At 36.1% G+C, this 26997-nt stretch carries 21 protein-coding genes and 1 tRNA gene; 9 read left to right on the top strand and 13 right to left on the bottom strand.

The window, feature by feature from the left end:
• Positions 1 to 16: 16 nt before the first annotated feature.
• The 5 genes from JR347_RS17815 to JR347_RS17795 form a co-directional block, all read right to left on the bottom strand.
• Complete coding sequence (locus JR347_RS17815; protein WP_205721924.1) at positions 17 to 994, bottom strand: SDR family oxidoreductase; 978 nt, start codon at positions 992 to 994, stop codon at positions 17 to 19.
• Positions 991 to 1722, bottom strand: coding sequence for a tyrosine-protein phosphatase (locus tag JR347_RS17810; protein ID WP_205721923.1), 732 nt, complete (start codon positions 1720 to 1722; stop codon positions 991 to 993). The genes JR347_RS17815 and JR347_RS17810 overlap by 4 nt, the downstream gene beginning before the upstream one ends.
• The gene (locus JR347_RS17805; protein ID WP_205721922.1) at positions 1722 to 4049 is read right to left on the bottom strand and encodes a GumC family protein; all 2328 of its coding nucleotides are present in this window, start codon (positions 4047 to 4049) and stop codon (positions 1722 to 1724) included. Before JR347_RS17805 ends, JR347_RS17810 begins: the two co-directional genes overlap by 1 nt.
• A gap of 1 nt (position 4050) precedes the next feature.
• Complete coding sequence (locus JR347_RS17800; protein ID WP_205721921.1) at positions 4051 to 4803, bottom strand: polysaccharide biosynthesis/export family protein; 753 nt, start codon at positions 4801 to 4803, stop codon at positions 4051 to 4053.
• An 84-nt stretch (positions 4804 to 4887) separates the two neighbouring features.
• On the bottom strand, positions 4888 to 5994 hold the full coding sequence (locus JR347_RS17795) for a glycosyltransferase family 4 protein (protein WP_205721920.1): 1107 nt from the start codon (positions 5992 to 5994) through the stop codon (positions 4888 to 4890).
• Between the two features lie 168 nt (positions 5995 to 6162).
• Between JR347_RS17795 and hflX the strand changes: the two genes are divergently transcribed.
• The gene (hflX, locus tag JR347_RS17790; protein ID WP_205721919.1) at positions 6163 to 7344 is read left to right on the top strand and encodes a GTPase HflX; all 1182 of its coding nucleotides are present in this window, start codon (positions 6163 to 6165) and stop codon (positions 7342 to 7344) included.
• 50 nt (positions 7345 to 7394) lie between these two features.
• A tRNA-Arg gene (locus JR347_RS17785) sits at positions 7395 to 7466 on the top strand.
• Between the two features lie 207 nt (positions 7467 to 7673).
• On the opposite strand, the gene JR347_RS17780 is transcribed toward JR347_RS17785, so the two are convergent.
• Entirely contained in the window at positions 7674 to 8492 is an 819-nt protein-coding gene (locus tag JR347_RS17780) for a sterol desaturase family protein (protein ID WP_205721918.1), read from the bottom strand.
• A 105-nt stretch (positions 8493 to 8597) separates the two neighbouring features.
• On the opposite strand from JR347_RS17780, the gene JR347_RS17775 reads away from it, so the two are divergent.
• From JR347_RS17775 to JR347_RS17755, 5 genes are all read left to right on the top strand, one after another.
• Positions 8598 to 8960, top strand: a complete 363-nt coding sequence (locus tag JR347_RS17775; protein ID WP_205721917.1) for a response regulator — start codon at positions 8598 to 8600, stop codon at positions 8958 to 8960.
• On the top strand, positions 8957 to 10318 hold the full coding sequence (locus JR347_RS17770; protein ID WP_205721916.1) for a sigma-54-dependent transcriptional regulator: 1362 nt from the start codon (positions 8957 to 8959) through the stop codon (positions 10316 to 10318). Before JR347_RS17775 ends, JR347_RS17770 begins: the two co-directional genes overlap by 4 nt.
• 2 nt (positions 10319 to 10320) lie before the next feature.
• Entirely contained in the window at positions 10321 to 11346 is a 1026-nt protein-coding gene (locus tag JR347_RS17765) for a two-component system sensor histidine kinase NtrB (RefSeq protein WP_205721915.1), read from the top strand.
• A 128-nt stretch (positions 11347 to 11474) separates the two neighbouring features.
• Entirely contained in the window at positions 11475 to 12002 is a 528-nt protein-coding gene (locus JR347_RS17760) for a Dps family protein (protein ID WP_235689712.1), read from the top strand.
• Positions 12003 to 12051: 49 nt separating this feature from the next.
• Positions 12052 to 12318 (top strand): YtxH domain-containing protein, encoded by a 267-nt coding sequence (locus JR347_RS17755; protein WP_205721914.1) that lies wholly within the window; start codon positions 12052 to 12054, stop codon positions 12316 to 12318.
• A gap of 36 nt (positions 12319 to 12354) precedes the next feature.
• Here JR347_RS17755 and JR347_RS17750 read toward each other — a convergent pair whose 3' ends face one another.
• The 7 genes from JR347_RS17750 to radC all read right to left on the bottom strand — a co-directional run bounded on the left by JR347_RS17750 (position 12355) and on the right by radC (position 18623).
• Positions 12355 to 12558: a hypothetical protein gene (locus JR347_RS17750; RefSeq protein WP_205721913.1), complete on the bottom strand. Its 204-nt coding sequence runs from the start codon at positions 12556 to 12558 to the stop codon at positions 12355 to 12357.
• Positions 12559 to 12563: 5 nt separating this feature from the next.
• Entirely contained in the window at positions 12564 to 14129 is a 1566-nt protein-coding gene (gene rny / locus JR347_RS17745) for a ribonuclease Y (protein WP_205721912.1), read from the bottom strand.
• A gap of 91 nt (positions 14130 to 14220) precedes the next feature.
• Complete coding sequence (locus tag JR347_RS17740; RefSeq protein ID WP_205721911.1) at positions 14221 to 14505, bottom strand: cell division protein ZapA; 285 nt, start codon at positions 14503 to 14505, stop codon at positions 14221 to 14223.
• A gap of 11 nt (positions 14506 to 14516) precedes the next feature.
• A complete protein-coding gene (locus JR347_RS17735) occupies positions 14517 to 14813 on the bottom strand; it encodes a DUF3450 domain-containing protein (protein WP_205721910.1) in 297 nt (98 codons plus the stop codon).
• Complete coding sequence (pheT, locus tag JR347_RS17730; RefSeq protein ID WP_205721909.1) at positions 14813 to 17230, bottom strand: phenylalanine--tRNA ligase subunit beta; 2418 nt, start codon at positions 17228 to 17230, stop codon at positions 14813 to 14815. Before pheT ends, JR347_RS17735 begins: the two co-directional genes overlap by 1 nt.
• A gap of 90 nt (positions 17231 to 17320) precedes the next feature.
• Positions 17321 to 17869, bottom strand: a complete 549-nt coding sequence (locus tag JR347_RS17725; RefSeq protein ID WP_205721908.1) for a DUF1684 domain-containing protein — start codon at positions 17867 to 17869, stop codon at positions 17321 to 17323.
• A gap of 55 nt (positions 17870 to 17924) precedes the next feature.
• Positions 17925 to 18623: a RadC family protein gene (gene radC, locus JR347_RS17720; RefSeq protein ID WP_205721907.1), complete on the bottom strand. Its 699-nt coding sequence runs from the start codon at positions 18621 to 18623 to the stop codon at positions 17925 to 17927.
• A 161-nt stretch (positions 18624 to 18784) separates the two neighbouring features.
• Here radC and JR347_RS17715 point away from each other — a divergent pair, with 161 nt between their 5' ends.
• On the top strand, positions 18785 to 26350 hold the full coding sequence (locus JR347_RS17715) for an Ig-like domain-containing protein (protein ID WP_205721906.1): 7566 nt from the start codon (positions 18785 to 18787) through the stop codon (positions 26348 to 26350).
• A gap of 108 nt (positions 26351 to 26458) precedes the next feature.
• A complete protein-coding gene (locus JR347_RS17710) occupies positions 26459 to 26980 on the top strand; it encodes a DUF3124 domain-containing protein (RefSeq protein WP_205721905.1) in 522 nt (173 codons plus the stop codon).
• Positions 26981 to 26997: the final 17 nt, after the last annotated feature.

Raw genomic sequence — 26997 nt, 5'->3', positions numbered from 1 at the left:
AACTGTAGGAAATTCTCTAATTATTTTTATTCTTGATTTGGTTGCAAGTCCAATCAAGTGTGTCAGCTAATGGTGCAAAGGTATAGTTTAATTCTTGCTTTACTTTTTCATTAGAAAAGTAAATTTCGCTTTTACTCATTTGAGCCGTTTCTTTCGTAATTAATGGCTTGTTGCCACTAAAAAAGCATTTAACTCTTTCTAGCAGAAGACCTACTTTCACCAAAAGGTCATTGGATTTTATAGAAGGAGGCTTTTTATTTAAACGCTTCGCTATTTCTTCGAAAAGGGTTTTGTACTTCACTAAACCGCCATTAAGAATATAACGTTCATTCGTTTTTCTTTGATTCAGTAGTTTGCCAATTACATTCAGCACATCTCTTATATCAACATAATTTATTGATCCAGTTGGGTAGAATTTGTTTTCATCTAAAATGTAATTAAATAACTGGCCACTACTTCTGGTAAGATCATCAGAAGAAATTATCACAGATGGATTTATAATTACAGCATTCATTCCCTCTTCAATCCCTCGCCAAACTTCCAACTCAGCTAAATACTTGCTCTTCGCATAATTACTATTCAAATTACTATGTTGCCATGTATCGTTTTCGGTGACTGTGCCAGCCATAGCCATTCTTCCTATTGCTGCAACAGAACTGACATGAACGAAATAGTTGATACCTTTTCTAAGCGCTAAGTTCACCATATTGGAAGTGCCATTGACATTAACAGTTTCCATTAATTCTTTATCAGACTTGTGGAAAGAAACCACTGCAGCACAATGAATAATCGTATCTACCTCATTCAAACGCTCCTCAAACTCTTCAGGAAATAAAATATCTCCATAGCAAATGGTTATGTTGTCCCTAATTTTCTCGAGAAGTGATAAATCACTATTTTTTCTTACCAGAGCTAATACCTGCTGCTTATTTTCAACAAGCATGTTACATATTTTGCTACCCAAAAGTCCGTTTGCTCCAGTTACAAATATCATATGCTTTGATTTAGCAATGGGAGGTCTAACAATTTAGTATAATATTTCGAGGATTTAGCAGTGGCTAAGGTGTCGAAATGGAGTTGATTATGGCAATCTGAACCAGCAAAGTGAATGAGTTGCTCGTCTATTAATTTTTGCGCAAACTTCTTAACCTGCTTGGAATAATAACCACTCAATGAATTTATATTAAGCTGAAAAAGAACCTGTCTATCGATCAACTTTTGAAGTAAATCAGAATCATTATGTAAGTAGTTGTACCTTTCTGGGTGCGCCATTACAGGATTTAAACCTCTTGATTTTGCTTTAAAGATGAATTCGGCCAAATAAAATGGTTCATTCATAAATGAAGTCTCAAACAACAAATAATTGGCACCAAAAGTCAAAAATTGAGCGCTAGGATCGTTCATTCGATCGTTCAAGTGATCATCTAAATAATATTCAGCGGCCAACTTCAACGTAATATCAATATTTTCTTGAGCAATTCTGCTTTTTACATCTTCATGTATTTTTATCAGATCTTCTTCCTTATTGTTGTAGAAGTCGTGCATGATGTGCGGGGTAGTAATTACCTTTTTATAACCTGCATCAGAAAATCTACGAATTAGCTCGATGGATTCCTCCATAGACTGCACACCATCATCTACCCCGGGAATCAAATGAGAATGGAGGTCAGTGGTTAAATCTTGAAGGGGCTTATCTGACTTTTTTCTAAAGAAGTTAAACACTACTTTTTAAAGAGTTTATTTAGTACAGATTGAGATTTTGGATTTGAATTATCATAATACCCGTACCCATAGCCATAGTTATTAGATCTTAGCTGTGGCAGGGCATTAAGTATAACAGCGATATTTTTGAATTGGTTTACAGATACTAGTCTGTTCAGTGTTTTTAAGAAGTTTCGTTTTGAATAATTAGCGCGAACTACATACATAGCCAAGTCAGCCTTCTTCATTGCCAAAATACCATCCGTTACCAGACCCACAGGTGGCGTGTCTAAAATAATCACGTCATAGGTGAGTTTAAGTTTATTGAGTAAGTCATCAAATTCTCCATTTAAAAGAAGTTCCGATGGATTAGGAGGCGTTGGCCCTGCATTGATGTAATGCAAATTATCTATTCTTGATTTGATGACGCACTCGTCTATGGTATTGTTTCCAATGAGGATTGTGCTTACACCAATATTCGGGTTGCCATCACCAAATGACAGGTGTACCCGAGGTTTTCTCATATCCAAATCAAGCACTAAAACCTTTTTCTTAGACATGGCTATAATAGCTCCAAGATTAACAGCTGTAAATGTTTTTCCTTCGCCACCAATGGTTGAGGTTATAGAGATCACTCGCTGCTGTTTTTTGCTCACCATGAAGTCAATGTTGGTTCGAATAGAACGTAATGATTCACTTATGGCTGATTTAGGGCGCTCGTCCACCATAATTATGGACTGTTGCATTTTGGATTTTTCCTCTGGAATGGAGCCAAGGATAGGAGCATCGGTTAATCTCTCCAATTCTCCTGGTGTGGATATTTTGTTATGAAGTAAGTACCTGATGCCTACGAAAAAGAAGGCAAACACTAAGCCGGCTACAAATCCGATTCCATGTATGATTAGCTTATCCGGTGAAATTGGTTTAGTAGGCAAAGTGGCTGCACTTAGTATCTTAAACTTAGTTGTAGTGCCTGCCTGAGCAATTTGGTACTCAGCCTTGTTTTGCATTAATGATAGATAGAACTCTTCGTAAAGTTTGAAAAAACGTTGTTTTTTATTGAATTCTGTGCTTTTGCCCGGTAACTCAACAAAGTTTCTTTGTAATTGTGCTTTTTGTTTTTCTAGCTCTTTCGTCCGGTTCTCATAGTCAGTGATTAGCTTGGAAACCTGTTTTTTAAGTGTAGCACGCAGATTCTGAATTTCTTTTTCTTTTCTGGTTAAAGCAAAAGTGGATTCTGTATAACTTAATTTTAGACTTTCATACTCAGCTATAAGTTCTGTTAACTGGTTGAGCATGGCGGTAACTTCTTTTGAAAATCCATAACCAGCTAAAAGTGTAACATCTGATTCATTACTTTCTATGGTGGTTAAAAGTCCTTGTGCATTATTAATCTTTTTTGAAAGTTCATATCTCTGTGAATCAATCCTATTAATATAATTGATTGTATTTTCTAAATCAGCATCGAGATCATTCGTACGGTTGTCAATGGTAAAGTTTTCAAAATAGCTTTCAAAACCTTCTAATTGACGTTCTATGCTGGCAAGCTCACCATTCAACCAATTGATTTTTTGCTTGTTTTCAAGGTTCTTTTCTTCGTTGGTATATTTCAGATAAATACTATCTACAGCGTTAACAATATCTCTTGCCTTTGATGCATTATGATCCTGAAAACTAATTTTAATTGTATTTGCATTTAGATTAAGAGGAACTACCGAAAGGTTGTCTTCAATGTATGCAATAAGTGCCGATCGACTATTTATAATAAAGTAATGATAACGCTCATTATTGGATAGGAAATAAGGCGTTTTATTAATGATCAGATTGGCATTATTAGTGTTAATAACCTGACCAAACTGATAAACCTTATTACTATTTTCTTCAGGAGTAGAAAGTTTGAAAGAATTAGAATCGATTATTTCAATGCGTATTTTCTTGTCATAAATGCTTTCATTAATAACTTCAAAATCTACTTTAAAAGGGGAGGTCTTATATTTTTCATCATCAAGCAAATCTCCTTCAGTAAAATAAAAAGCATCTAAATTAAAGTCATCAATAACTTTATTGAAGAAGAGTTTTGACTTTATAAGTTCAATTTCACCAGAGATAATATTAAGATTCTGGTTTTCACCAATAGTGGTAAGACCTAGTTCCGTGGCATTCGTCTCAACATCTAACTTTAATTCAGAGGAAGATTCGAATAAAGGCTTAGTATATCTAACAACAAGGTAGGCAGATACATTGGTAAGTAGAAAAATTAAAATAATCCAGCCCCAACTTTTTCTGAGTACAGAAATAGCCTTGTCTAAATCAATTCCTTCAAACTCTTCTTTATTACCTGCTTCCACTTTAATTGATACTTATTAAAACAGCTATTAATGAAATTAAACTTGTTGCTACTGATAGAATAGGACCATTATCGCGCATAAACTCTGTAAATGGTCTCCTTATAGGCTCAATATATATAACATCGCCTGGTTCCACTAAAATGTTCCCATTTTGAAATCCTTCAATTGTCGTTAGGTCTATAAGCAATACTTCACTGCCTCTTACTACTTTTAAATTATGAGCTTTGGAGTTATTTGTAATTCCTTGTGATAATGCAAGCACTTCTGCCAAAGTGGTTTTTTCATTTTCTAATGGCACTACCTGACCTTCAGAAGCTCCTAAAACTATTACTCGCTTATTTAGAATTCTAAGTTTTACAAAAGGATGGTGGTAATAAGTCTCAAACTTCATTTGAAGAAACTCCTCAGCACTATTTACGCTTTTACCTTCAAGATATACGTCACCAACCATTGGTAGTTTTACTGAACCGTCATTTCTAACAAGGTATTTGAGCTTAGGTCGAAGTTTCTCTGCATTCAAATTATCGCTAACTAATTCATAGTCAGGATCAATTACTTTTTCCCCGTATTTTGTAAAAACTTCTAGCTCCAGATAATCTCCAATCTCAATAATTCTGTTGCTATCCGATGAAGACAACTTGTTAACAAAGTCAGAGCTATTATCAGATTTTAATAATATATTCTGCTTATATGAACCACAACTGCTGCTTAGAACAATAATGGTAGGTATAATTATGAACAGAAAAAGCCGCATGTAATAGTTAAGAGATTGCTAAAAATTAGGTTTTAGCAATTATACGCATCACTGCGCTAAAAAGAAGGTGATCAATTGAAAACTTTAAGAGACCAGGGATTTGATTGTTTTCAAATATTTATCAATTACAATTTTCTCACTGTATTCTTGCTCCACTTTTGTACGGCCATTTTTACCAAAAGAAGATAATTCCGACTGATCTTTTGAGAACATTTCTCTCATCTTTAAAGCCAGGTCATTGGAGTCTTTTACCTTACATAGTAGTCCATTGTAATTATGAGTAACTACATCTTTGCAGCCTGGAACATTTGTAGTTACAATTGGTTTGCAAGAACTGGCAGCCTCTAAAAGTGATTTAGGAGTACCTTCTCGGTAAGAAGGTAGCACAACGCAATCAGCATTGTTTATAAATTCTCTTACATCATCTGTCGTGCCAAGGTATTCTACAGTATTACTACTGATCCATTCTTCCACAATTTCGTTTTTAATACCTCTTTTGTGCTCAGGATCTTTAGGGCCTAAAAGTTGAAATCTTGCATCCAGACCTTCAGATTTTAGGATTTTAATTGCATTAATATATTCAAGAATTCCTTTATCATGGATTAATCGAGAGATAAGTAAGAATGTAAAAGGTCCACTCTTTTTATTTCCCGATGCTTTAAACTTTTCTAAATCAATACCGGACCCGGGAAGGATATCACTTATGCCTTCTTTAACAAGACCATTTTTAATAAATAATCTCTTATCGTAATTATTTTGGAAGAATACCTTTCTTGGGAATTTGAAAGATATCTTGTACATCCATGAAGCAACCTTTGAAACGAAATTCTTTTTCAAGAATACTGTTCCCAAGCCACACACATTATTTACGGCAGGAATATTCAGCCATTTTGCTGCCATAGTGCCATAAATGTTAGGCTTTATAGTATAATGTAAAACTACATCAGGTTTTACTTTGCGATAGATCTTAACCAGCTCAAATATTAGCCCTATATCTTTTATTACGTTCGCCCCGCGACTGTCTAACTTTACTTCTTCATAATCACAACCTGCATCAATGAGCCTTGAAGTATATTCATCTTTAGGAGCGATGACAGTAACTTTGTAGTTTTGCTCTTGAAGGGCTTTAATAAGGCCCATTCTAAAATTGTAAACGTTCCAGGAAGTATTTAATACAATAGCAATATTCATAAATGCCGGTTCAATCAGGTTCAAATGGCATCAGCGCACCTTCTAAGAGAAGCGTATATTTGCCAACTATACAACAAGTGAATGTTCAAAGGTATCGAAAAGTAACCGATCTAGTATAAATTTTGTGTTAAATATTACATGCACATACGACAGAAAAGGTAGCAATATATGAAGAGTAAGAAAGTAAAGCATAATGAGATGGAAAGGGCAGTATTGGTTTCTGTTAATGAAAAACAATCATTAGATGAAATTGTAGACGAGCATCTTTCTGAGCTGGCTTTTTTAGCGCAAACTGCTGGGATAGAGACCGTTGAAATATTTAAACAAAAGTTAGAAAAGCCTGATATAAGAACATTTGTTGGCAAAGGAAAACTTGAAGAAATAATAGCCTTTACAAAATCTAATGATATTCAAGTGCTAATTTTTGATGATGATCTTACACCCTCTCAGCTAAGAAATCTTGAGCGAGATGTTAAGTTGAAGATCTATGATCGAAGCTTATTGATACTGGATATCTTCCTGCAACGAGCACAAACGGCACAGGCTAAAACGCAGGTGGAATTGGCGAGATATCAATATTTACTGCCGCGATTAACAAGAATGTGGACTCACCTGGAAAGACAGCGCGGGGGTACCGGAACACGAGGTGGAGCTGGTGAAAAGGAAATTGAAACAGATAGAAGGATTCTCAGAAATCAAATCAACGTTTTAAAAGGAAGGCTTGAGAAAATAGAGAAACAAAATGCCGTTCAGCGTAAATCGCGGGGTACAATTGTTCGGGTGGCATTAGTTGGTTATACAAATGTTGGTAAATCAACACTTATGACTTTACTATCAAAAAGTAATGTAAAGGCAGAGGACAAACTATTTGCTACGGTAGATGCCACTGTTAGGAAGGTGGTATTCAATACAATACCATTTCTTTTGTCTGACACCGTTGGTTTTATTCGAAAACTGCCGCACCATTTAATTGAGTCTTTTAAGTCAACATTGGCAGAAGTGAAAGAAGCTGATATTTTGTTGCATGTGGTAGATGTTGCTCATCCAGCCCATGAAGATCACATTGAAGTGGTAAAAGAAACATTGAAAGACATAGGGGCAGATGATAAACCAACCATTTATGTGTTTAACAAGGTAGACTTACTGGAACCTTCTGAAGAAGGGGATTCACCTATTGAATCAATGAAGCAATACCATAAGCATCGGAAAAGTGCTTCCGATGATATTGTTTTTGTGTCAGCGGAAAAGAAAATCAATATTGCTGAGTTAAGAGATGCTATTTATGAAAAGGTGAGAAAAAAGCATTTGACTATTTTCCCTAATTATTTAAAAGATCAAACCTATTATTAGTGATTTGGTAAAAAGCAGTAATCCGCTATTTTTGAATTTTTAATACTTCAGGCCCCGTAGTTCAATGGATAGAATAAGAGTTTCCTAAACTCCAGATACAGGTTCGATTCCTGTCGGGGCTACTAACTTGGATATTGCTAATTTCTGGCTGCAATCCTCTCTTAAATTTGACAAACCGATGGTGACTCATGGTTATTTCCTGAGTACACTCATTACCATTACCTATGGGACATCTGAATAATCGCTAAAATTCACTTCACTAATGGATTATGATGGCGATGGACAAGAGGATGATTTTTTTAGGGAGTTTCTCTACGCACAAATAAAAATCAATAATCCGTTTTAATGTTTTTATTTAACGGTAGCCCTAGCTGATAGCTTATACTTTCGTCCTGTTCAGGATCAGTTACATCCAGACCAAACTTTATCTTTCTGGGGTCGTCATAAACGAATGTTCCAAATGTACGATCCCAGATTGAAAATATGTTTCCAAAATTTGTGTCGGTCCATGGCCGTTCAAAATGATGATGAAACTTGTGAATATTCGGGGTTATGAAAACATAACTTAAGATTTTATCGAGCCAGCCAGGTAAACTTATATTGGCGTGTGTAATATACGTGAAGAATATCGTGCAAATGCGGTAGAATACATAGAATGACACTGGTATTCCGAATATGATTACCGTTGCAATGGCGAAACACTCTCTCAATAGGTAATCGCCCGGATGATGTCGTGTGCCTGTAGTAGCATCCACTTTTGTGTCACTGTGGTGTACCATGTGCATTTTCCACATCCATTTTACTCTATGAAGCATATAATGTACTACATATTGCGCAATAAAGTCGAGTGCCATTATTGCTATTAATAATTCAACCCAGAAGGGCCAATCTACCATTTGTATTAAGCCTATTTGCGAGGTGCTGATCCAGTAGAAAACACCCACGGTTGCTATGCCGACCAGTACATTAATGATCAGTGAAAAAGAAAAGAATACCAGGTTGATTCCATCGTGCTTGATCTTATTGTACTTGTGCTGAGCCAATGGAATAATCAATTCCAAAATCCACACAAATAATAAACAAGACACTACCCAGCCTAATTTATAAAGTGGCGAAAGGTTTTCAAATGATAAGATAAATTGCTCCATAATCTCAAATGTAGTATCACTAATATAATGAGAAACGTGCAATAAATGTTCGATATGATTTCGATGAAACTGGTCTAGTTTAAAATAAATACTTAGATTAAACGAATGTCACCACCTGAAGTACTTATCGTAGATGACGAAGAAGACATAGGGCAAATGGTATCGCTCATGCTCAGGCCATATACTGATAAAATAAAGTATTGCACGTCCATTGGTGAAGGTGCTGAAGAAATAGAAAATCATCAGTTTGATTTAATTTTCCTCGACCTGAACCTTGAGGACGGAACCGGCTTTGACCTTCTTGAAAAAATGAATCAGGATAATTATACAACCAATGTGGTTGTTATAAGTGCCTATGACGGTAAGGAGGAGGAAGAAAGAGTGAAGGAGTTTAAAGTGGCAGGTTTTATTAAGAAGCCATTTACAAAAAATGATATAATAGAAGCTTTTTTATCAAACGTTAAATGAATTATAAAGTATTAATTATTGATGATGATGAAGATATATGCCTTTTACTTGAGAGGTTGTTAAGTAAAAACGACTATTCAGTATCTACGGCCGAAGATGGTGAATCTGGGTTTAAATTGTTGAAAAAGGATAAGCCTGATTTAGTTCTCTGCGATTTCAAATTGCCCGATTATTCCGGAATTGATATGCTTCGCAAAATAAAGGTCTTGCACCCTCAATTACCGGTAATTATCATCACAGGTTATTCCGATGTTAAAATAGCAGTGGATGCGCTAAAAAAGGGGGCTTATAATTACGTAACAAAACCTCTTTATCCAGATGAAATACTGATGATGGTGAAGGAGGCCATTAGCTCGCACCATCAACCAATTTTAGATTCTAAATCTACAAAGCCGAAGAAATCACAAAAGGAAGAGCTTACCATCATTAAAGGTGCAAGTCCGCAATCTGAAGTGGTTTGGAAACATGTTGATTTAATTGCTCCTACCAATATGTCTGTTATTATTCAGGGAGAAACAGGAACAGGTAAGGAATATGTAGCTCGTGCTATTCATTTACAAAGTGAGAGGAAAGGCCATAAATTTTTGGCTGTTGATTGTGGCGCCTTATCAGATGATTTAGCTGGTAGCGAATTGTTTGGCCATGTTAAAGGTTCATTCACCGGAGCAATAAACGATAAATCTGGCTGCTTCGAACAGGCTAAAGGGGGTACGTTGTTTTTAGATGAGATTGGTAACCTTAGTTATGAAAATCAAATGAAGATGCTGCGGGCTCTTCAGGAGCGAAAAATCAGACGTGTTGGGGGAGATAAAGAAATAGATATTGATGTTAGGGTAGTAGTGGCAACCAATGAGCCTTTACCCGACTTGATACAGAGTGGTGACTTTAGAGAGGATTTATATCACAGGCTAAACGAGTTCAAAATCGAGCTGGCTCCACTGCGGGAAAGGAAGGCAGACATAGTCATTTATGCCGAATACTTTTTAAAGCTGGCTAATGATCAGCTAAATAAGAATATAAAAGGATTTGATAAATCAGCATTAGAAGTAATAAAGCATTATAGCTGGGAGGGAAATCTCAGGGAACTTAAAAATGTGATAAAACGGGCGGTTTTACTGGCATCATCAACTACGATAGATAAAACTTGCTTACCTGCAGAAATTGTAACAGGTATAGATCATACCAGTGTAAATGCAGAGGATAACCTTAGCTTAAAGGCTGCAGTAAAAGTGGCAGAAATAAAGGCTATAAATATGGCCTTAAAAAAGGCCGCATTTAATAAATCTAAAGCGGCCGAATATTTAGAAGTCGATCGTAAAACACTTTATAATAAGCTTAACGAATACGGAATTATATAATATTGAGTACTACTAGTAGATATCAAAAATTATTTGAAGAGTCGATAGACTCTATTGCTTTAATGGATTCAGAATTAAAACTCATTGAAGTAAACGAGTCATTCAGAAATAATTTTGAAGTATCTGCCACGGGTAGTTCCTTTCAGGATTTTTTCGCAGAAGCATCATTGTACGATGAATTTGCCAATCTTTTAAAAGAAAATTATAACGTTGAAGAGTTTGAAACTATTCTCGAGAGTGGAGAAGGGTTAAAGAAAATTTGCCTTATCAATTGTGTGAGAATAGTTGAAGAAGAGCAAGATATCTATTTGGCAGTTATTAGAGATAACACGCGAAGAAAGAATGCTGAACAGGAATTATTAAAAGCGGAAAAACTTTCAATGACGGGTAAGATAGCACGCTCAATAGCCCATGAGATCAGAAATCCGCTTACCAATCTAACATTAGCGCTTGAGCAGTTGAAAGATGAAATTCCGGATGATGTTGATGCAGATTTATATTTTGACATCATCAAACGTAATGCTGAGCGAATTAATACTTTAATCACAGAATTGCTCAATAGCTCCAAACCAAAGGCTTTAAAGCTTGAATTAATGTCTTTAAATGAAGTGGTTAATTCAGCAATTGAATTGGTAAAAGACCGGCTGAATTTAAAGGATATGGAGCTTCAGTTAGACCTGGATCAATCGATACCTAGCTTACAGATAGATAAGGATCAACTACAAACGGCCATTCTAAATTTATTAATTAATGCCATTGAAGCAATGAAAGAAGGTCAGGGGGTATTGAAGATTTCCACCTGGCAGGATGATTATGTATACCTGCAGATTGCTGATAATGGAAAGGGAATATCCGAGGAGCACATGAAAATGCTATTCGAGCCATTTTTCAGTGGTAAACGAAAGGGTACAGGATTGGGGCTACTCAGCGTTCAAAATATACTTCACTCACATAATGCTAAAATTGAAGTTACTAGCGAAGTAGGAGTAAAAACAGTTTTTACCATTCAATTCAAATCTGAAATGTAGAAAATATCCTACAGTACTGTTTCTTTTATTCATCACCTATATTTTACAAACTTCCTAAAAACGCATTTTTAAGCCTTTGTTAAGGTGGTATGCTTTTCGTGTTATGTATACTAAAATTAAATAAAATTATGAGTACAGATAACGGAAATATGATAAAGGAGAAAGTAAAAACAAAACAGAAAACTTTTGCAAGACTTGGTTATACCAAAATGGAAACAGCTGAGATAACTGATGCAATGAATAAGTTACTTGCCAATTTCAGTGTCCATTATCAAAAACTGAGAAACTTTCATTGGAATGTTAAAGGAGCAGATTTCTATGACATTCACGAAAATTTCGAAGAACAGTATAACGAAGCCATTGAAGCCATTGATGATGTAGCCGAAAGAATTAGAGTATTCGGTCAAACACCAATGAGTACAATGGGCGAATACATTTCTACATCAGAAATTAAAGAAACAGGTACAGATCTTTCTGCCTTAGAGATGGTGAGCGAAGTACTAAAAGATTACGAAATATTATTAGAACATATGTTCAACGTCATTGAGATTTCCATTGAAAATGGTGATTCAGGTACAGAAGATATGATGAAAGGTTTCGTGAAAAGTATTGAGAAAAGATACTGGATGTGGACTGCTTTCTCACATAAAGGCTAGAAACAAGCACATCGAATAAATAAATTTTTTGACTTAAAATATAAGAATTATGAATAACGGAATGAAAACAGCTTTATCTTTTGTAACAGGAATTACTGCAGGTGCAATATTAGGAATATTAACTGCCCCTGAGAGTGGTAAAAAAACAAGAAAAAGAATTGTGGATGAAATTGATTCTACAAGAGCCACTCTTGAAGATTTAGCGAACGAGAAATTAGATGAGGCTAAAAAGTTAATTAATTGGACAGCTGAAGAGCATGCCAGAGATGGCCATAGAGCTATTGAAAAAACTAAGGATAAGGTAAAAGTATCCTAAGATTCAACCACTACATCTAAATAAAAAAGGAGAGTTTTAACTCTCCTTTTTTTTATTTCCTATTTCACCTCTGTGTGCAAATTCCATCGCATAATAGTCAATTTTATGACTCAGCTCATCTCTGGTATTACACAAGTAAAGCTCTTTGCAAATCTTCTCTATTTCAGCTTTACTAAACTTCTCCTTAATCATTGGGGAGAGGAACGAGTTGATAATATCTAATTTTTCATCTGAGGTCATCCAGTTTATTTAGCGTAAGATACTGAACGCATTTCTCTTATTACCGTTACCTTAATTTGGCCAGGGTACTGCATATCTTTTTCTATTTTTTGAGAAATATCAAATGAAAGCTGCCCTGCTCTTTCGTCAGATACATTATCAGCATCAACCATAACCCTTAACTCTCTACCGGCTTGAATTGCGTAACATTTATGAACGCCATCAAAACTCAATGCAAGGGCTTCAAGTTCTTTTAAACGTTTAATGTAACTTTCCATTACCTCGCGTCTTGCACCTGGTCTTGCGCCTGATATGGCATCACAAGCCTGTACAATTGGAGAGAGTAGGTGAGTCATTTCAATTTCATCGTGGTGGGCACCAATTGCATTACAAATAACAGGGTGCTCCTTGTATTTCTGAGCTAGCTCCATACCGATAATAGCATGTGGCTTTTCTGCTTCTTCAGGCCAAACCTTTCCTATGTCGTGTAATAGACCCGCACGTTTGGCATGTTTAGGATTCAACCCTAATTCTGATGCCATAGTCGCACATAGGTTGGCTACTTCGCGCGAGTGTTGCAATAGGTTTTGTCCATAAGAAGATCTGAACCTCATTCTACCTATCATTTTTATCAGCTCGGGGTGCAGACCGTGGATTCCCAGATCAATCACCGTTCTTTCACCAATTTCAATGATCTCTTCATCGATATTTTTCTTGGTTTTAGAAACTATCTCTTCTATACGTGCCGGGTGAATTCTACCGTCAACAACCAAACGGTGTAATGATAGTCTGGCTATTTCCCTTCTTACAGGGTCAAAGCCCGATATGATAATTGCTTCCGGAGTATCATCAACGATAATCTCTACGCCTGTGGCAGCTTCGAGTGCACGGATATTACGCCCTTCTCTACCAATGATCTTACCCTTGATGTCGTCACTTTCAATATTGAAAATCGAAACACAGTTTTCAATGGCGTGCTCAGTAGCAGTTCGTTGAATAGATTCTACTACAATCTTTTTAGCCTCCTTAGTGGCTGTTAACTTTGCTTCTTCAATGATATCTTTAATGTAAGAAGAGGCTTTGGATGATGCTTCATCTTTAAGTGTTTCGATTAGTTGTTCACGAGCCTCATCAGCAGTAAGGTTGGAAATTTTTTCAAGTATCGATACTTTCTGCTGGTTGAATTTATCAAGCTCAGCTTTTTTGTGATTTACAACTTCTAGCTGAGTGCTAAGTTTTTCTTTTAGTTCATCGAGCTCAGATTCTTTTCTGTTTACCTTTTCAAACTCTTTATTGAGATGTTGCTCTTTTTGCTTGAGTTTGTTCTCATTGGTAATGATGATGTTCTTCTTTTTATTGGTCTCCTCTTCGAAGTCCGATTTAAGTTTTAAGAACTTCTCTTTAGCCTCAAGAATTTTATCTTTCTTGATGTTTTCGGCAGTAATTTCTGCCTCTTTGATGATCATTTTCGCTTTCTCTTCAAGCTCTTGCTCTTTTACCTTTGAAGCTTTGGAGGCGAGCATACGACCAATTACCACCCCGAGAACTAAAGCTACCGCCCCGATGATGATAAATATTAATGTATCTGCCATGGTTAATTAAGTTAAGTTAAAGGCACTGCATAGCATTATGCAGATGCTGTTGAAACGCACCAGTAGGGGTGACTTAACTTAATGAAGAGGATTATAAAGCCTGATTGATAAGACTATTGAGATGATTTATTTTTTGAGAAACTGTTTCGTCAATACTTTGCCTGGTTTCTTCCACTTCTAGCTTATCTACTAAACTATCGAAGGCTACCATGGCCAGTAAATCTTGTTTATCATCGATACCGAACTTTTCTCGGTACATACGCATTCTCTCATTGATCTTTTTTCCCGCATTACGTACCCTTTCTTCGTCTTCAGGCTTAACCTTCATAGGGTACTCTCGGTCAGCAATTTTAATCTTTATTGAGAGTTCGTCCATCAAAAAATTTATTATCTACTTAAGTGCAAAATACACTTATCGATCTCTTTAATATAGTCGTCTATCTTCCTCCTCAGTTCAGTGGCGTCTTCTCCACCGGAATCTATTTCGTCTACAATCTTACTAATTTTAATCTGATTTTGAAAGCTGCTAACTTGAGCATCTTTTTGCTTTAGGAGGTCTTTTAATTCGCCATTTTGCTCCTTTAACAATTCCACTTCAGTCTTCATTGTTTTGTACTTATCAATTAACAAAACAAGTTTACGCTCAAGGTTAGAAATGTTGTTTTTTAGAAGATCTTGACTCATTATTTTCTGATTATAGCTCCCAATTCATTTTCAAAGCCAGACATTAAATTACTCATTACTTTATCGATGGCTTTGTCAGTAAGGGTTTTGTTCGTGTCCTGAAGAATGAAGCTCATTGCATAGGCTTTTTTACCTGCATCAATTTTATCGCCTTCGTACACATCAAAAACATTAATACTTTTTAGGAGCTTACGCTCTTTAGATTCGGCCAATGATAAAACCTGATCAAAAGATACACTTTTATCTAATACTAATGAAAGGTCTCTTCTAACTTCAGGGAATTTTGGTACTTCTTCAAATACTATATTATTATTTGATTGCTTTAAAAGCAAGTCCCAATCGATATCCGCAAAAAATATTTCCTGGCGCACACCACATAGCTTCATTGCTTTTTTACTCACCTTACCCAAAGTGGCCAAAACTTTAGAGTTAATACTCAGTTGAAGGGCGTAATCAAAGGGCTCAGAATGAAGCACTGCTGAGGATAATTTCTTACTGGTAAATCTTGATATTAGAAGATTAATAGTGGCACTTAAATCGTGAAATTCAACTTTGGCATCTTTTCCTGACCAGTGCTCGCCAAGCTTACTACCTGTAATGGCAATGGCCAATCGGTGGCTTTCTTTGTATTTATCGCCTGCCTTCTTATAAGTTTTACCAAACTCAAACAATTTTAAGTCAGTCTGCTTTCGGTTGATGTTATGTTCAGCAACTTCTAGCAACGAATAAAGCATCGACTGTCTGAGCACTCCCAGGTCTTCACTCAATTTGTTAAGGATCACTACATCTTCAGACTGGTCTACAGAAGGGTCAGATTCTGAGTAGGAGGGTTTTGTCAGCGAATTGGTCATCACCTCATAATAACCTCTACCCACCAATGTTTCCGATACTGTTCTCTGTAATTTGTTTCTATCTGTTTTTGGAAATTCAGCTAAGAAGTCGGTTCCATTACTTGATGAAATTTCAATGTTGTTGAAACCGTAAACTCTTAAAATCTCTTCAATTACATCTGCCTCGCGTTGCACATCTACGCGATAAGCAGCAACTATAGCAGTAAACCCTTCTTCAGTTTTGGCTTCAGTTTTTATATCCAAACTTTCCAAAATGGAGTGAATTCTATCTTTTGCAATATCCTGACCAATCAGCCTTTGTATGTTTTTGTACTTAACAGAAACTTCGAAATCCTTAACTGGATCAGGATAGATGTCTATGATGTCTGATGATATTTTGCCACCAGCTAGTTCCTTAATTAATAAAGCAGCTCTTTTTAAGGCGTAAACAGTGATATTTGGATCTGTACCTCTTTCAAATCTAAAAGAGGCATCTGTTTTTAATTGATGTTGCTGTGCTGTCTTTCTCACATAATCTGGTGAGAAGTAGGCACTTTCAAGGAATACCGCATTGGTACTTTCAGTGACACCTGAATTGATGCCACCAAAAACGCCAGCAATGCACATACCTGCGCCATTTGCATCGCAAATCATTAAGTCGTTAGACTTCAGTCTTCGCTCTTTTTCATCCAATGTGATGAACTTGTCACCTTCTTTGGCAGTGTCAACAATCACTTTGCTGCCTTTCACTTGGGCGGCATCAAAAGCGTGTAATGGCTGACCAACTTCGTGTAAAACAAAATTCGTGATGTCCACCACATTATTGATGGGAGCTAAGCCAATAGCCTTTAGTTTATTCTTTAGCCAATCGGGGGAATCAGCTACTTTTACGTTGGTGATCGTTACGCCCGAGTACCTTGGACAAGCCTCCGAATTTTTAACTTCTACCTCAATTTTTAGATCGTCATTATCCTTTTTGAAAGCATCAACACTTGGCCATTTAATTTCTTTACCCAGTGCTGCTTTTAAATCCCTTGCTGTTCCAATGTGGCTTGTTGCATCTGCCCTGTTAGGAGTTAGGCCAATTTCAAAAACATGGTCATTTTCAAGGTTAAAGTATTTTGAGGCGGGCGTTCCATTAGGTAAATCGGTATCTAAAATCATGATGCCAGCATGACTCGTTCCCAAGCCAATTTCATCTTCAGCACATATCATGCCTTCAGATACTTCGCCTCTTATTTTAGCCTTCTTTATTTTGAAAGGCTCACTTTCAGTCGGGTATAATGTGGTGTTAACTGTGGCGACAATCACTTTCTGACCAGCTGCAACATTAGGTGCTCCACAAACAATTGGGCTCACCTGACCATGGCCAATATCAACAGTAGTTACTTTTAATTTATCAGCATTCGGGTGTTTTTCACATGTTAAAACTTCACCGATTACGATGCCTTCCAGGCCACCTTTCACGGTTTCAAACGCTTCTATGCTTTCTACTTCTAATCCTGTATCCGTTAGCACCTTCCCTATCTTCTCAGGAGAGTCGTTTAATTCGATGTATTCTTTCAGCCAGTTGTAAGATATCTTCATGTGGTCTTAATCGTGATTTTACCCTTCTAATTTCTTTTGAAGGGGGCAAAAATAAACATTTTGGAAGTTAATGGAGGAGTCAGGCAAACTTTAATTATAAGTTTTTTCACCGGCCTCTATTGGTACGGACAAAAGGTTTTCCCGAGGTGGTAACGGACAGCTAAATTCATCAGAATAAGCGCAATAAGGATTATAAGCCAGGTTAAAATCTAAGGTGATTGAATTGCCGCCACTATGGGTTACGTCAAGGTATCGGCCGGCACCGTATGTAGTTTCGGCACTGGTCTCATCACCAAAGGCAAGAAACAGTTTTTCATCCTCAACATTTTCTAAAATTAACAGGCTTTGTTTTTTATCGAACAGGGTAAATTCAGCATAACCATATTCCAGGTACTCCCTGAATGAATCATCGTTAGTGGGTAGCTTTCTAATGTTTTTTGCAGGGGGCTCAATAAACTTGGCGTTGATTTTATACTTAATATCGATGGGGTAGTGCTTGAGGCCGTTATAAGTGTCTGTTTTTTTGTAGAAAGGCGATTCACTGGAGTTTCGCATGAATATATCTTGCTCTTCACGTTCTTCTTCAATCTCAGCGATGTATTCTTCTGTAGTTTGGCCACCAGAGAATGAATAAATCATAATGATGACAACTACTAAACCGATTATAATCTTGAGAATACTGTTTTTGTGCATATTACATCATGCCTTCATCTGCGAAGCTAAAATAGCTTTCATTGGTGAATATCACATGATCTAAAACAGGAATTTCTAAAAGCCTGCCGGCATCAACCATCTTTTTGGTAAGGTTAATATCTTGTTGGCTTGGCTTTAAATTAGACGATGGATGGTTGTGAATAAGTATAAGACCCGAGGCCAACTCTTCTAAAGCAGACTTGAAAATAAGTTTTGGATCAGCAACAGTTCCTGAAACACCACCACTGCTGATCAATTGTTTTTTAATAATGAGGTTGCTTCTGTTAAGAAGCAACACCCAAAATTCTTCATGCTGCAGGTCCAAAAGGTCTGCTTTCATAATTTCAAACACATCTTTCGATGAAGTGATTTTGGGTTTGCGAATAACCTCAGAATCATTTCTTCTACGACCAAGCTCTAAAGCAGCTACAATACTAATGGCTTTGGCCTCACCAATGCCCTTAAATTTTGTTAATTCTTTGACACTGAGGCGCGCCAATTCATTTAGGTTATTGCCATGGGCGGCAAGTATTTGCTTCGCTAAGTCAACGGCACTCAACGTTTTGGTACCCGAGCCAAGCAGGATGGCAATAAGTTCAGCCTCCGATAAGGAAGCTTTTCCTTTGAGTAGTAGTTTTTCCCTGGGGCGGTCTTCTTCGGCCCAGTTTTTTATGCCTAGGTTAGTAGGGTTTATTTTCATTTTCTTTATACTCGTTCTTTTATTTTTATCTAATAGGTTGATAATCTGGCTGATAAGTATTGTTGAAGAAGTTATGTAATATTTTTAATATGAAATTTTTTAAAACTAATAAAAAACATAATTAGCTTTGCTGGATTATCTAAAAATTAAATTTATTAAAGTTGGTAAGAAACACTCTCTTTATTCTTCTAATGATGTGCTCATTGGTTGGATATACTCAGAATGAAAATTTAGCATCTACGAACGTATTTAGGATTAAGCTAAAACCTCAATATGCCACTATTCTGGAAAAAAATCCTAATAAAAGTACCCCAAACTTAGCTAAAGCTCAAACAGGTATATCGTCATTGGATGCCCTAAATAGCAAAAATAATATCTCATTCCTCAAACCAGTGTTTACTAAAGGCGGAAAGTTTGAAGCCAGAAGAAGAAAGTTTGGTTTGCACTTATGGTATGAGGTACACATCGCACCAGAATCATCTACTAATTTTGATAATGTAATTTCTCAGTATAAGGAGGAGATTTCTATTACCAATGTAGAACCAGTCTACAAAAAGGCAAATTATAGAATTGATGGCGTACCCTACGGCCCGATAGAAATTAAAAATAAAAATACAGTTTCTCTGAACTCTGTATTTAACGACCCAAGAATTGGAGAACAGTGGCACTATGACAATAATGGCCAAACTTCAGGCACTGTTGATGCAGATATTGATTTACCTGAGGCATGGGATGTCAACTCTGGTAGCAGCGAAGTAATTGTATCTATACATGATGGTGGAATAGATTATGATCATGAAGACCTGTATGATAATATGTGGGTTAATGAAGCAGAACTTAACGGTTCAAATGGAGTCGATGATGATGGAAATGGCTATGTAGATGATATCTATGGTTACAACTTTGTTTATGATGAGGGAAACGTTATTCCCGATGTTGATGGACATGGAACCCATGTGGCAGGTACTGTTGCAGCAGTTAATAACAATGGTATAGGTGTCGCTGGTGTCGCTGGTGGTGGAAATGGCAATAGCGGTGTAAGCCTTATGTCTTGCCAGGTATTTGTTAGTGGTGGAGGTGGTTTTGCTGAATCATACGCATATGCCGCTGATAATGGCGCAGTAATTTCACAAAACAGCTGGGGTTATACATCGCCAGGTACTTTTGAACAATCAGTTTTAGATGCGATAGATTATTTTATAGCCAATGCTGGGTATGATGAGGTAGGGAACCCTGTTGGCCCAATGCAGGGTGGACTTGTTATTTTTGCCTCAGGTAATGATGATGATAACGGTCAGTATTATCCTGGATATTACGAACCTATTTTAGCAGTAGCAGCTACTAATCATAACGATCAGAAGTCCTATTATTCTAATTATGGTTCATGGGTTGATATCGCGGCTCCAGGAGGTGAAACATTTACAACCACTGAAGGTGTATTGAGTACATTACCTAATAATAGTTATGGGTTCTTCCAAGGAACATCTATGGCCTGTCCACATGTGTCTGGTGTTGCGGCATTAATTGTGTCTGAATATGGAGGGAGTGGTTTAACGCCTGACCAAGTGAGGTTCAGGCTAACTGAGACTGTTGATGACATAGATGGTGCTAATCCTAGCTATGTTGGTCAATTAGGATCCGGACGTATGAATGCCTTTGCAGCATTATTGACTGATGATGGAATTGCTCCTGATGCTATAGTAGATTTAGTTGCTGGAGAGATTAGGCATGACCAGATTACTTTGAATTGGACAGCCCCTATTGATGTAGATAATGGATCGGCTTCCTTATATGAAATTAGGGTGAGTAGCACACCTATTAGTGAAGGTAATTTCTCTAGTGCACAACTTCTTACTTCCATGTCAGCTCAATTGGCTGGATCAATGGAAGAGTTTATTGTAGATGAGCTAAATGCAACTACCACTTATTACTTTGCTATCAAGTCATTTGATTTCTTTAGTAATGAATCAGAAATATCTAATTTACTTGAAGTGACAACTTCAAATCCACCAATTATTGAGGTATCTCCGTTAACTCTTAATGAAACATTATATACTGGCGAATTTTCTACCCAGTTTGTTACCATATCTAACGAAGGTGAAGGTGTTTTAGAATATACTTTGGCTTTAAGTCCTCAAGGCTTTACTCCAACAAAAACGATTTTGAATGAATCACCAATATTTGAAGGTTTGGATAAACCCCATGCGAAAAGCTATGTAAGTGAAAACCAAAAGATTTATCAAGAAGGTTCATTCATACATAACACCACACTAAGCAGCGAATTAATGTCTGTTGAAGAGCTTACTGAGATTTTGAATAACCTGAATGAGTCATTTACAGAAATTACTGAACTGATACCAAACTCCTATGACTTTAGTGGTGGTGAATCAGGAAATTCAATTAGTGATGGTGGAAACGATATGTACGATGGTGGAAATAGAATTAGTACAAATTTAGGATCTGATATTAGCTACACAGGATCAAATGTTCAAAGCTCATTTGCATTTGGTTCGGAGTCTTATTTTACTGCCAAATTCCCTGGGCTCTTTATTCTGTCGGCTGATATAAATAATATTAATTATTTCGAGATAACAGGAAATCTTGGTGCGGATGGTGGCGGAAGTATGGATGCTGCTGTATTGAGTATATCTAAGGGTGGTAGAAATTACCTAGGGTTTGTAAAAAGAGTTTATGGAACATCAGATCCCTCGGTAAACCATTTAATAATTGTTGAAGATAACGGGTCAGTAAATCATGAATTCTCGACAGACACTGACAATGATTATCATAGAATTCTTGACTTAAATAATATATCAAGAATCCATTATTTGCTTTATGCAGGGGCTAGTGGAGGATATATTGATAATTCAGATGCTTTACAAATTATGAGTGCCTATTTGGAATTGGTTGACGTTACTTCAGGTGTAACCATAGATGAAATATCTGGCACAGTGTCAGCAGGCATGTCAAATCAGGTTCCTATTACATTTGATGCACGAGGAATTGATCCAGGTCAATACTTAAATGATATTATCATTAGCAGCAACGATGTGGCTACTGGCGATGTGACAGTTACTACTGAACTTAATGTTGAAGGTGCTCCAAATTTGATTACAAATAGTGAGTTAATTGATTTGGGTAATGTGTTTATAAATATTGAGCAAGACACAGCGTTTTACATTATAAATAATGGAAATGAGCAGTTAGAAATTTCTAATATTACTAGTGCTAGTCCGGATATGGCGGTGGGTGTAACAACAGCCACTGTGTTACCTTCCGATAGCATTTATATACCTGTTAGCTATTCAATTTCAACACTAGGTGATTTTGAAATTGCTTTATCTATCGCCAGTAATGACGCAAACGATCCAATTGTAGAATTTATAATTGGAGGAACTGCCATTGAGCCACCTGTCATAAGTATTGATCCTGTTTCATTAACGGAAAATCTATTTACTGGAGAACAAAGTACACAAGCCATTGAAATAACGAATTCTGGCGCCAGTGAATTGGCATTTAATTTGAATTTTAGTTCAGTTTCAGTTAATACAACCCAAAATATTGTTTCTGATAAATTTTTAACTGAAGAAATAGTCAAAGGAAGTACTAGTGAAATAGTGACAAATACATTGGTTAATCCTTCAACAGATAATTTTGGTCAAAGCAATATTCTTGTTATTCAAAATAGGGCTGCATGGGGTCTTGATTTGGCAGAATTCTTTTTGGAAAGCTTCTCAATTAATGCCGATGTTATTAATAGTAGTAGTATTTCATCTACTAACCTCTCTGGCTATGATCTGATTATTACGAGTGGAGGACAAACTGATTCATATTATCAAGATATCACTAATAACGTAGCTTTATTTGAAAATTTTGTAACGAATGGTGGCCATATACAATATCAACTCGCAACTATGGGAATAGATGCTGTATTAGCTGGCGGAGTAGTTTCTGAGTATGGTAATAATGAAAATTTCAATGTAATTACCGATTTAAATCACCCTATAAGTGCCTCACTTCCAGAGGTCCTTGAAGGTAATTCTGCAAATCACAATATTCTTTCCAATCTACCTATAAACTCAACAATTATATCTCAAACGGCTTCAAGTGGACTTCCCACTACTGTTGAATATAACTTAGGAAGAGGCAAAGTAGTTGCAACAGGGATGACATGGGAATTTTTATGGATTAATAATTACAATTCCGCAATGATGCTTGTAAATGCCTCTGAATATATGTTGAGTTCAAATTCTTCAATAATATATTCAGAAACGCAAGAAGGTATTATAGCTCCTAATTCATCAACTATTATAGAAATATTGTTTGACGCAACAGGCTTAAATGGTGGTACTTATGAGTCTATAATGAATATAGTCTCGAATGATCCATATAATACTTTAATTGATCTTCCTATTACTTTAAATGTTACAGGTGCTGCTGATGTTCAAATTGACGAAAACAATTTGAATTTTGGAGAATTATTTGTGGGCGCCACTAAACGTGATTCAGTACTTATATCAAATGTTGGAACTGATGAACTAACGTTTAGTTCGATTTCAAATTCAATATCAGAGTTTGATCTAACAATAGGTGACCTAAATATACCCGCTGGCGGTTCGGAGTATATATATGTAGAATTTACGCCTTCAAGTGCAATAAATTATTCAGACGAAATAATACTTAATTCTAATGATCCTGATGAATCTTCCTTAATTATTTCATTGGAGGGTATTGGTTTAGAGCCACCAATAATTAATGTTAATCCGACTTCATTCAACGAGAATTTGTTTACAGGTGATCAAGTTAGCAGGACAATAACGATTACTAATACCGGTGGATCAACATTATTGATTGGAAAAAGTGCCAGAACTAGTAGCGTAAATAACACAATTGAAGCGGTCTATGATAATAACCCTTATTTAGAATTGAAGTCAGAATATGATGATTTTGTTCAATTAGAATCAAATAATATTACCATGGAATCAAACTCAGGTGGTCGGTTGTTCGCTTTGAATTCAATAAATTCTGAAATCGTGGAACTTGATCTGGAGTCTGGAGATATCATAAATTCGTTTATGGCTCCTGAGTCAATTTCATTAGGTCCTGATGGATTGGCTTTTGACGGGAATTACTTATATTTTGTGAATTCATTTGGATCGGGTAACATTTATCAACTTGACGCAAGTGATGGCACTATATTAAATTCAAAAAATATTGGAGGTAACTTATTTGATGCACTAGGTTTTTCAGGAGAATACATCTATGCCTTGGATTATGGCTCTGATTTAATATATATCATAGATTATGAATTGGCTGAGATTGTAACTACTTTGAATTTAGGAGTACCAATTGGTGGAGGCTTAAGTTTTGGAGGAGATAGAGAAACATTTTTTGTCAATGACTTTGGAAACACAATTTATGAGGTAAATACTAGCGGTGAAGTTCTCAATTCTTTTCAGCCACCAAGTTCTATATACGGCTTGGGATATTCAAATGCAGGTAATGTTCTTTTTGCGTCTGCCTCAACTAGTAATACAATTTTTGTCATTGAACCCAATACTGGAGAAGTTCTTTATTCAGTTGAAGCTGCATCGAGTTCAGCCTTGGCAGCAGATGAGGCAGGTTCCTCATGGATTAGTTTTAATCCCAAATCAGGAGAGGTAGAACCGGGAAATTCTTTTGAAATACTCGTAGAATTTGATGCTACAGGTTTAGAAGGAGGCGTTTATGAGTCCATCATAAATATTGAGTCAAATGACCCATTAAATCCTTTGGTAGAAGTGCCTGTCACCCTTAATGTTACTGGGGCGCCAAATATTCAATTGTCTACTACTGAAATAAATTTCGAGGATATTTTTATGACTACTTCAAAAATAGATTCATTAATAATACAAAATAGTGGTTCAGAGGTATTGAATATATCACAGGTAAATATCCCTGAAGGTTTTGAAGTACAATACGAATTTCAGCAGATGCCAATTGGCTCTGAGCAGAAAATGTATATTACCTTTAATCCACAAGATGCAAAGTTATATTCTGGAGAAATTGAAATAGTATCAGACGATCCTGACTCACCAAGTGTGACAATTGATGTATCTGGTTTAGGATTAAATGTGCCGGTTATAGATGTTAATAAATCACTTGTTCTTGAAAGTTTGATTAGCAACCAGAGTTCAACAAGATCAATCACACTTTTAAATACTGGGCAAGGTAACTTAGAATATTCTATCAGAATTCAAAATGATGAAAGGGATGGATCAAATGGTGGAAGGAATGGGTCAACAATTGGATTTTATGCCGATTCAACAAGATACACAAAATCTCCTGAAGGATTAGAATCATTAGTTGGTCTAAATGGAATTGGTGATACCTTATTAATAGCCAATAGTTTCTACCCCAATACTACCGGAATGGTTTCAGTTGGGAGCGAGCTATATATAGTATCCTATCTTAGTCGTGAACTAATTGTTTACAATACAGAATCAGGTACGGAAACTGAACGATTTACGATACACTTGGAGCCATATGGCATTGCCTGGGATGGAGAATATTTATGGATTGGTGACTATGTGGGTAATGTCTATGGTTATGCATTAAATGGTCAATTAATTGGCTCATTTAGTATGCCATTTTCTACCTATCCTTCGATTACCTGGCACGGAGGCAATTTTATAGCTAATCCGATTTTTACCTATAATCCCTTAGTATTCGAAATTGATAATTCAGGAGCTATTCTTGCGCAATATAGTTCTGATAATTTATCTGGTGAACTAAATAATCTTGTTTATAGTAATTATGAAGATGTTTTTATTGGCTTAGACAATTCTTATAACAAAATTTTCAGTTTTAGAATGTCAAGTAGTCAGGTAGAAGTTATTGAAGCCATAAACTATGATTCCTACCAATTTGGTTATTCGATCTCGCATAACGGGGATGATTTGATGTATTTATCTTGGGATGGAGATTATCTTTTGATTGATGATGGAATTCAACAACTAGTTTGGTTAGAAATAAATCCAAAATCTGGCAATATTTCCAGCAATGGTAGCCAGCAGATTGAATTGCTTTTTAATGGAACTGGACTGGATGAAGGAGAATACAAGGCCTTATTAACAATTGTTTCTAATGATCCATCAACCCCAGTATTAACAGTAAGTGTTGTTTTAAATATTTGCGCAAATGAAGCAGATGAGCCTGTTAGTCTAATTTCACCAATTGATGACCATGAAATAATATTAGGTGATGGCAAATTATTAGTTGATTTAGACGAACACTTCAACGCATCAACGGATATTGATTTTCAAACAAGTGTAAACAATCAAGAAATAGGGATAATTGAGATAAACGGGCCTATACTTTCTTATTTGGCAGAAAATATTGGCAATGTAACAATAGAAGTAGAGGCCTTTGACGAGCAATGTGGTAAGGCATCTGATGCGTTTGACATCAGTGTTATTGAAGTTACTTCTTTGAAGGATAATTCGAGTGAGTTAATTTTCTACCCAAACCCTGTTGGAGACAGGCTTGTAATAAGTGGATTAGATGGTAGGTATAAGTCCATTAAGATCGTTAATATGAACGGGATTAAATTAGAAGAAAGGGTATTGGATACCACTACAACAGAGATAAATATTGAAACTTCTAACTATAATCCTGGTGTGTATATGCTAATTATGTTAGGCGAAAATGATCTTCAGGAAAAGATAAGAATAGTTGTAATGCATTAAATGCCTTTTATTACTGTTTAACAAAGCCAGACTGTATTAATATGAGTCTGGCTTTTTCTTTGGTTAATAACATTGCTCTTCTTAATTTGAAATATTAAGCTTGGTTTTATGTATAAATGGAAAGTTATTCTGATCGCTGGATTTATTGCCAATATATTTTTTTCTTGTGAAAGGGAGAAAAAAATTAGTTCCATTAACCCTGTGGTTTGGAGTAACAGGTTTGCTGATATGAGTAATAAGGATTCTTTAGAAATGGGTACCACCTACCTTTCTGTGTACTCACAAATTTACAGCCGCTCAGAAGATGTTATTCTTGATTTAACTGCAACGGTAAGCATTAGGAATACAAACAGAAACGATACGATATTTATTGATCATGCTGAATATTTTAACTCAGCAGGTGAATCTTTAAGAAATTATTTTGATAAAACTATATATGTAGCTCCGATGGAGACCGTTGAAATTGTTATTGATCAATATGATAAAAGTGGTGGGACAGGCGCAAATTTTATTTTTGACTGGAAGATTAAGCCTGGTTCAAATAAGCCACTTTTCGAAGGTGTAATGATATCTGCCAGTGGCAATCTTGGCTTGTCTTTTACAACTACCGGTCAACATATTAGAAGGTAAAAAACCTTACCAAGCTT

The organism is Fulvivirga lutea (assembly GCF_017068455.1).
Classification (GTDB): domain Bacteria; phylum Bacteroidota; class Bacteroidia; order Cytophagales; family Cyclobacteriaceae; genus Fulvivirga; species Fulvivirga lutea.
Note: the sequence above shows the minus strand (reverse complement) of the source record. Positions and strands in the feature narration are given on the sequence as shown.

Coding starts and splice junctions, on each gene's coding strand:
- JR347_RS17750 (WP_205721913.1), bottom strand. CDS start 12,558: ATGACCTCAGATGAAAAATTAGATATTATCAACTCGTTCCTCTCCCCA.
- JR347_RS17800 (WP_205721921.1), bottom strand. CDS start 4,803: ATGCGGCTTTTTCTGTTCATAATTATACCTACCATTATTGTTCTAAGC.
- rny (WP_205721912.1), bottom strand. CDS start 14,129: ATGGCAGATACATTAATATTTATCATCATCGGGGCGGTAGCTTTAGTT.
- hflX (WP_205721919.1), top strand. CDS start 6,163: ATGAAGAGTAAGAAAGTAAAGCATAATGAGATGGAAAGGGCAGTATTG.
- JR347_RS17795 (WP_205721920.1), bottom strand. CDS start 5,994: ATGAATATTGCTATTGTATTAAATACTTCCTGGAACGTTTACAATTTT.
- JR347_RS17710 (WP_205721905.1), top strand. CDS start 26,459: ATGTATAAATGGAAAGTTATTCTGATCGCTGGATTTATTGCCAATATA.
- JR347_RS17770 (WP_205721916.1), top strand. CDS start 8,957: ATGAATTATAAAGTATTAATTATTGATGATGATGAAGATATATGCCTT.
- JR347_RS17755 (WP_205721914.1), top strand. CDS start 12,052: ATGAATAACGGAATGAAAACAGCTTTATCTTTTGTAACAGGAATTACT.
- JR347_RS17780 (WP_205721918.1), bottom strand. CDS start 8,492: ATGGAGCAATTTATCTTATCATTTGAAAACCTTTCGCCACTTTATAAA.
- pheT (WP_205721909.1), bottom strand. CDS start 17,230: ATGAAGATATCTTACAACTGGCTGAAAGAATACATCGAATTAAACGAC.
- JR347_RS17815 (WP_205721924.1), bottom strand. CDS start 994: ATGATATTTGTAACTGGAGCAAACGGACTTTTGGGTAGCAAAATATGT.
- JR347_RS17725 (WP_205721908.1), bottom strand. CDS start 17,869: ATGATTTATTCATTCTCTGGTGGCCAAACTACAGAAGAATACATCGCT.
- JR347_RS17735 (WP_205721910.1), bottom strand. CDS start 14,813: ATGAGTCAAGATCTTCTAAAAAACAACATTTCTAACCTTGAGCGTAAA.
- JR347_RS17760 (WP_235689712.1), top strand. CDS start 11,475: ATGAGTACAGATAACGGAAATATGATAAAGGAGAAAGTAAAAACAAAA.
- radC (WP_205721907.1), bottom strand. CDS start 18,623: ATGAAAATAAACCCTACTAACCTAGGCATAAAAAACTGGGCCGAAGAA.
- JR347_RS17775 (WP_205721917.1), top strand. CDS start 8,598: ATGTCACCACCTGAAGTACTTATCGTAGATGACGAAGAAGACATAGGG.
- JR347_RS17740 (WP_205721911.1), bottom strand. CDS start 14,505: ATGGACGAACTCTCAATAAAGATTAAAATTGCTGACCGAGAGTACCCT.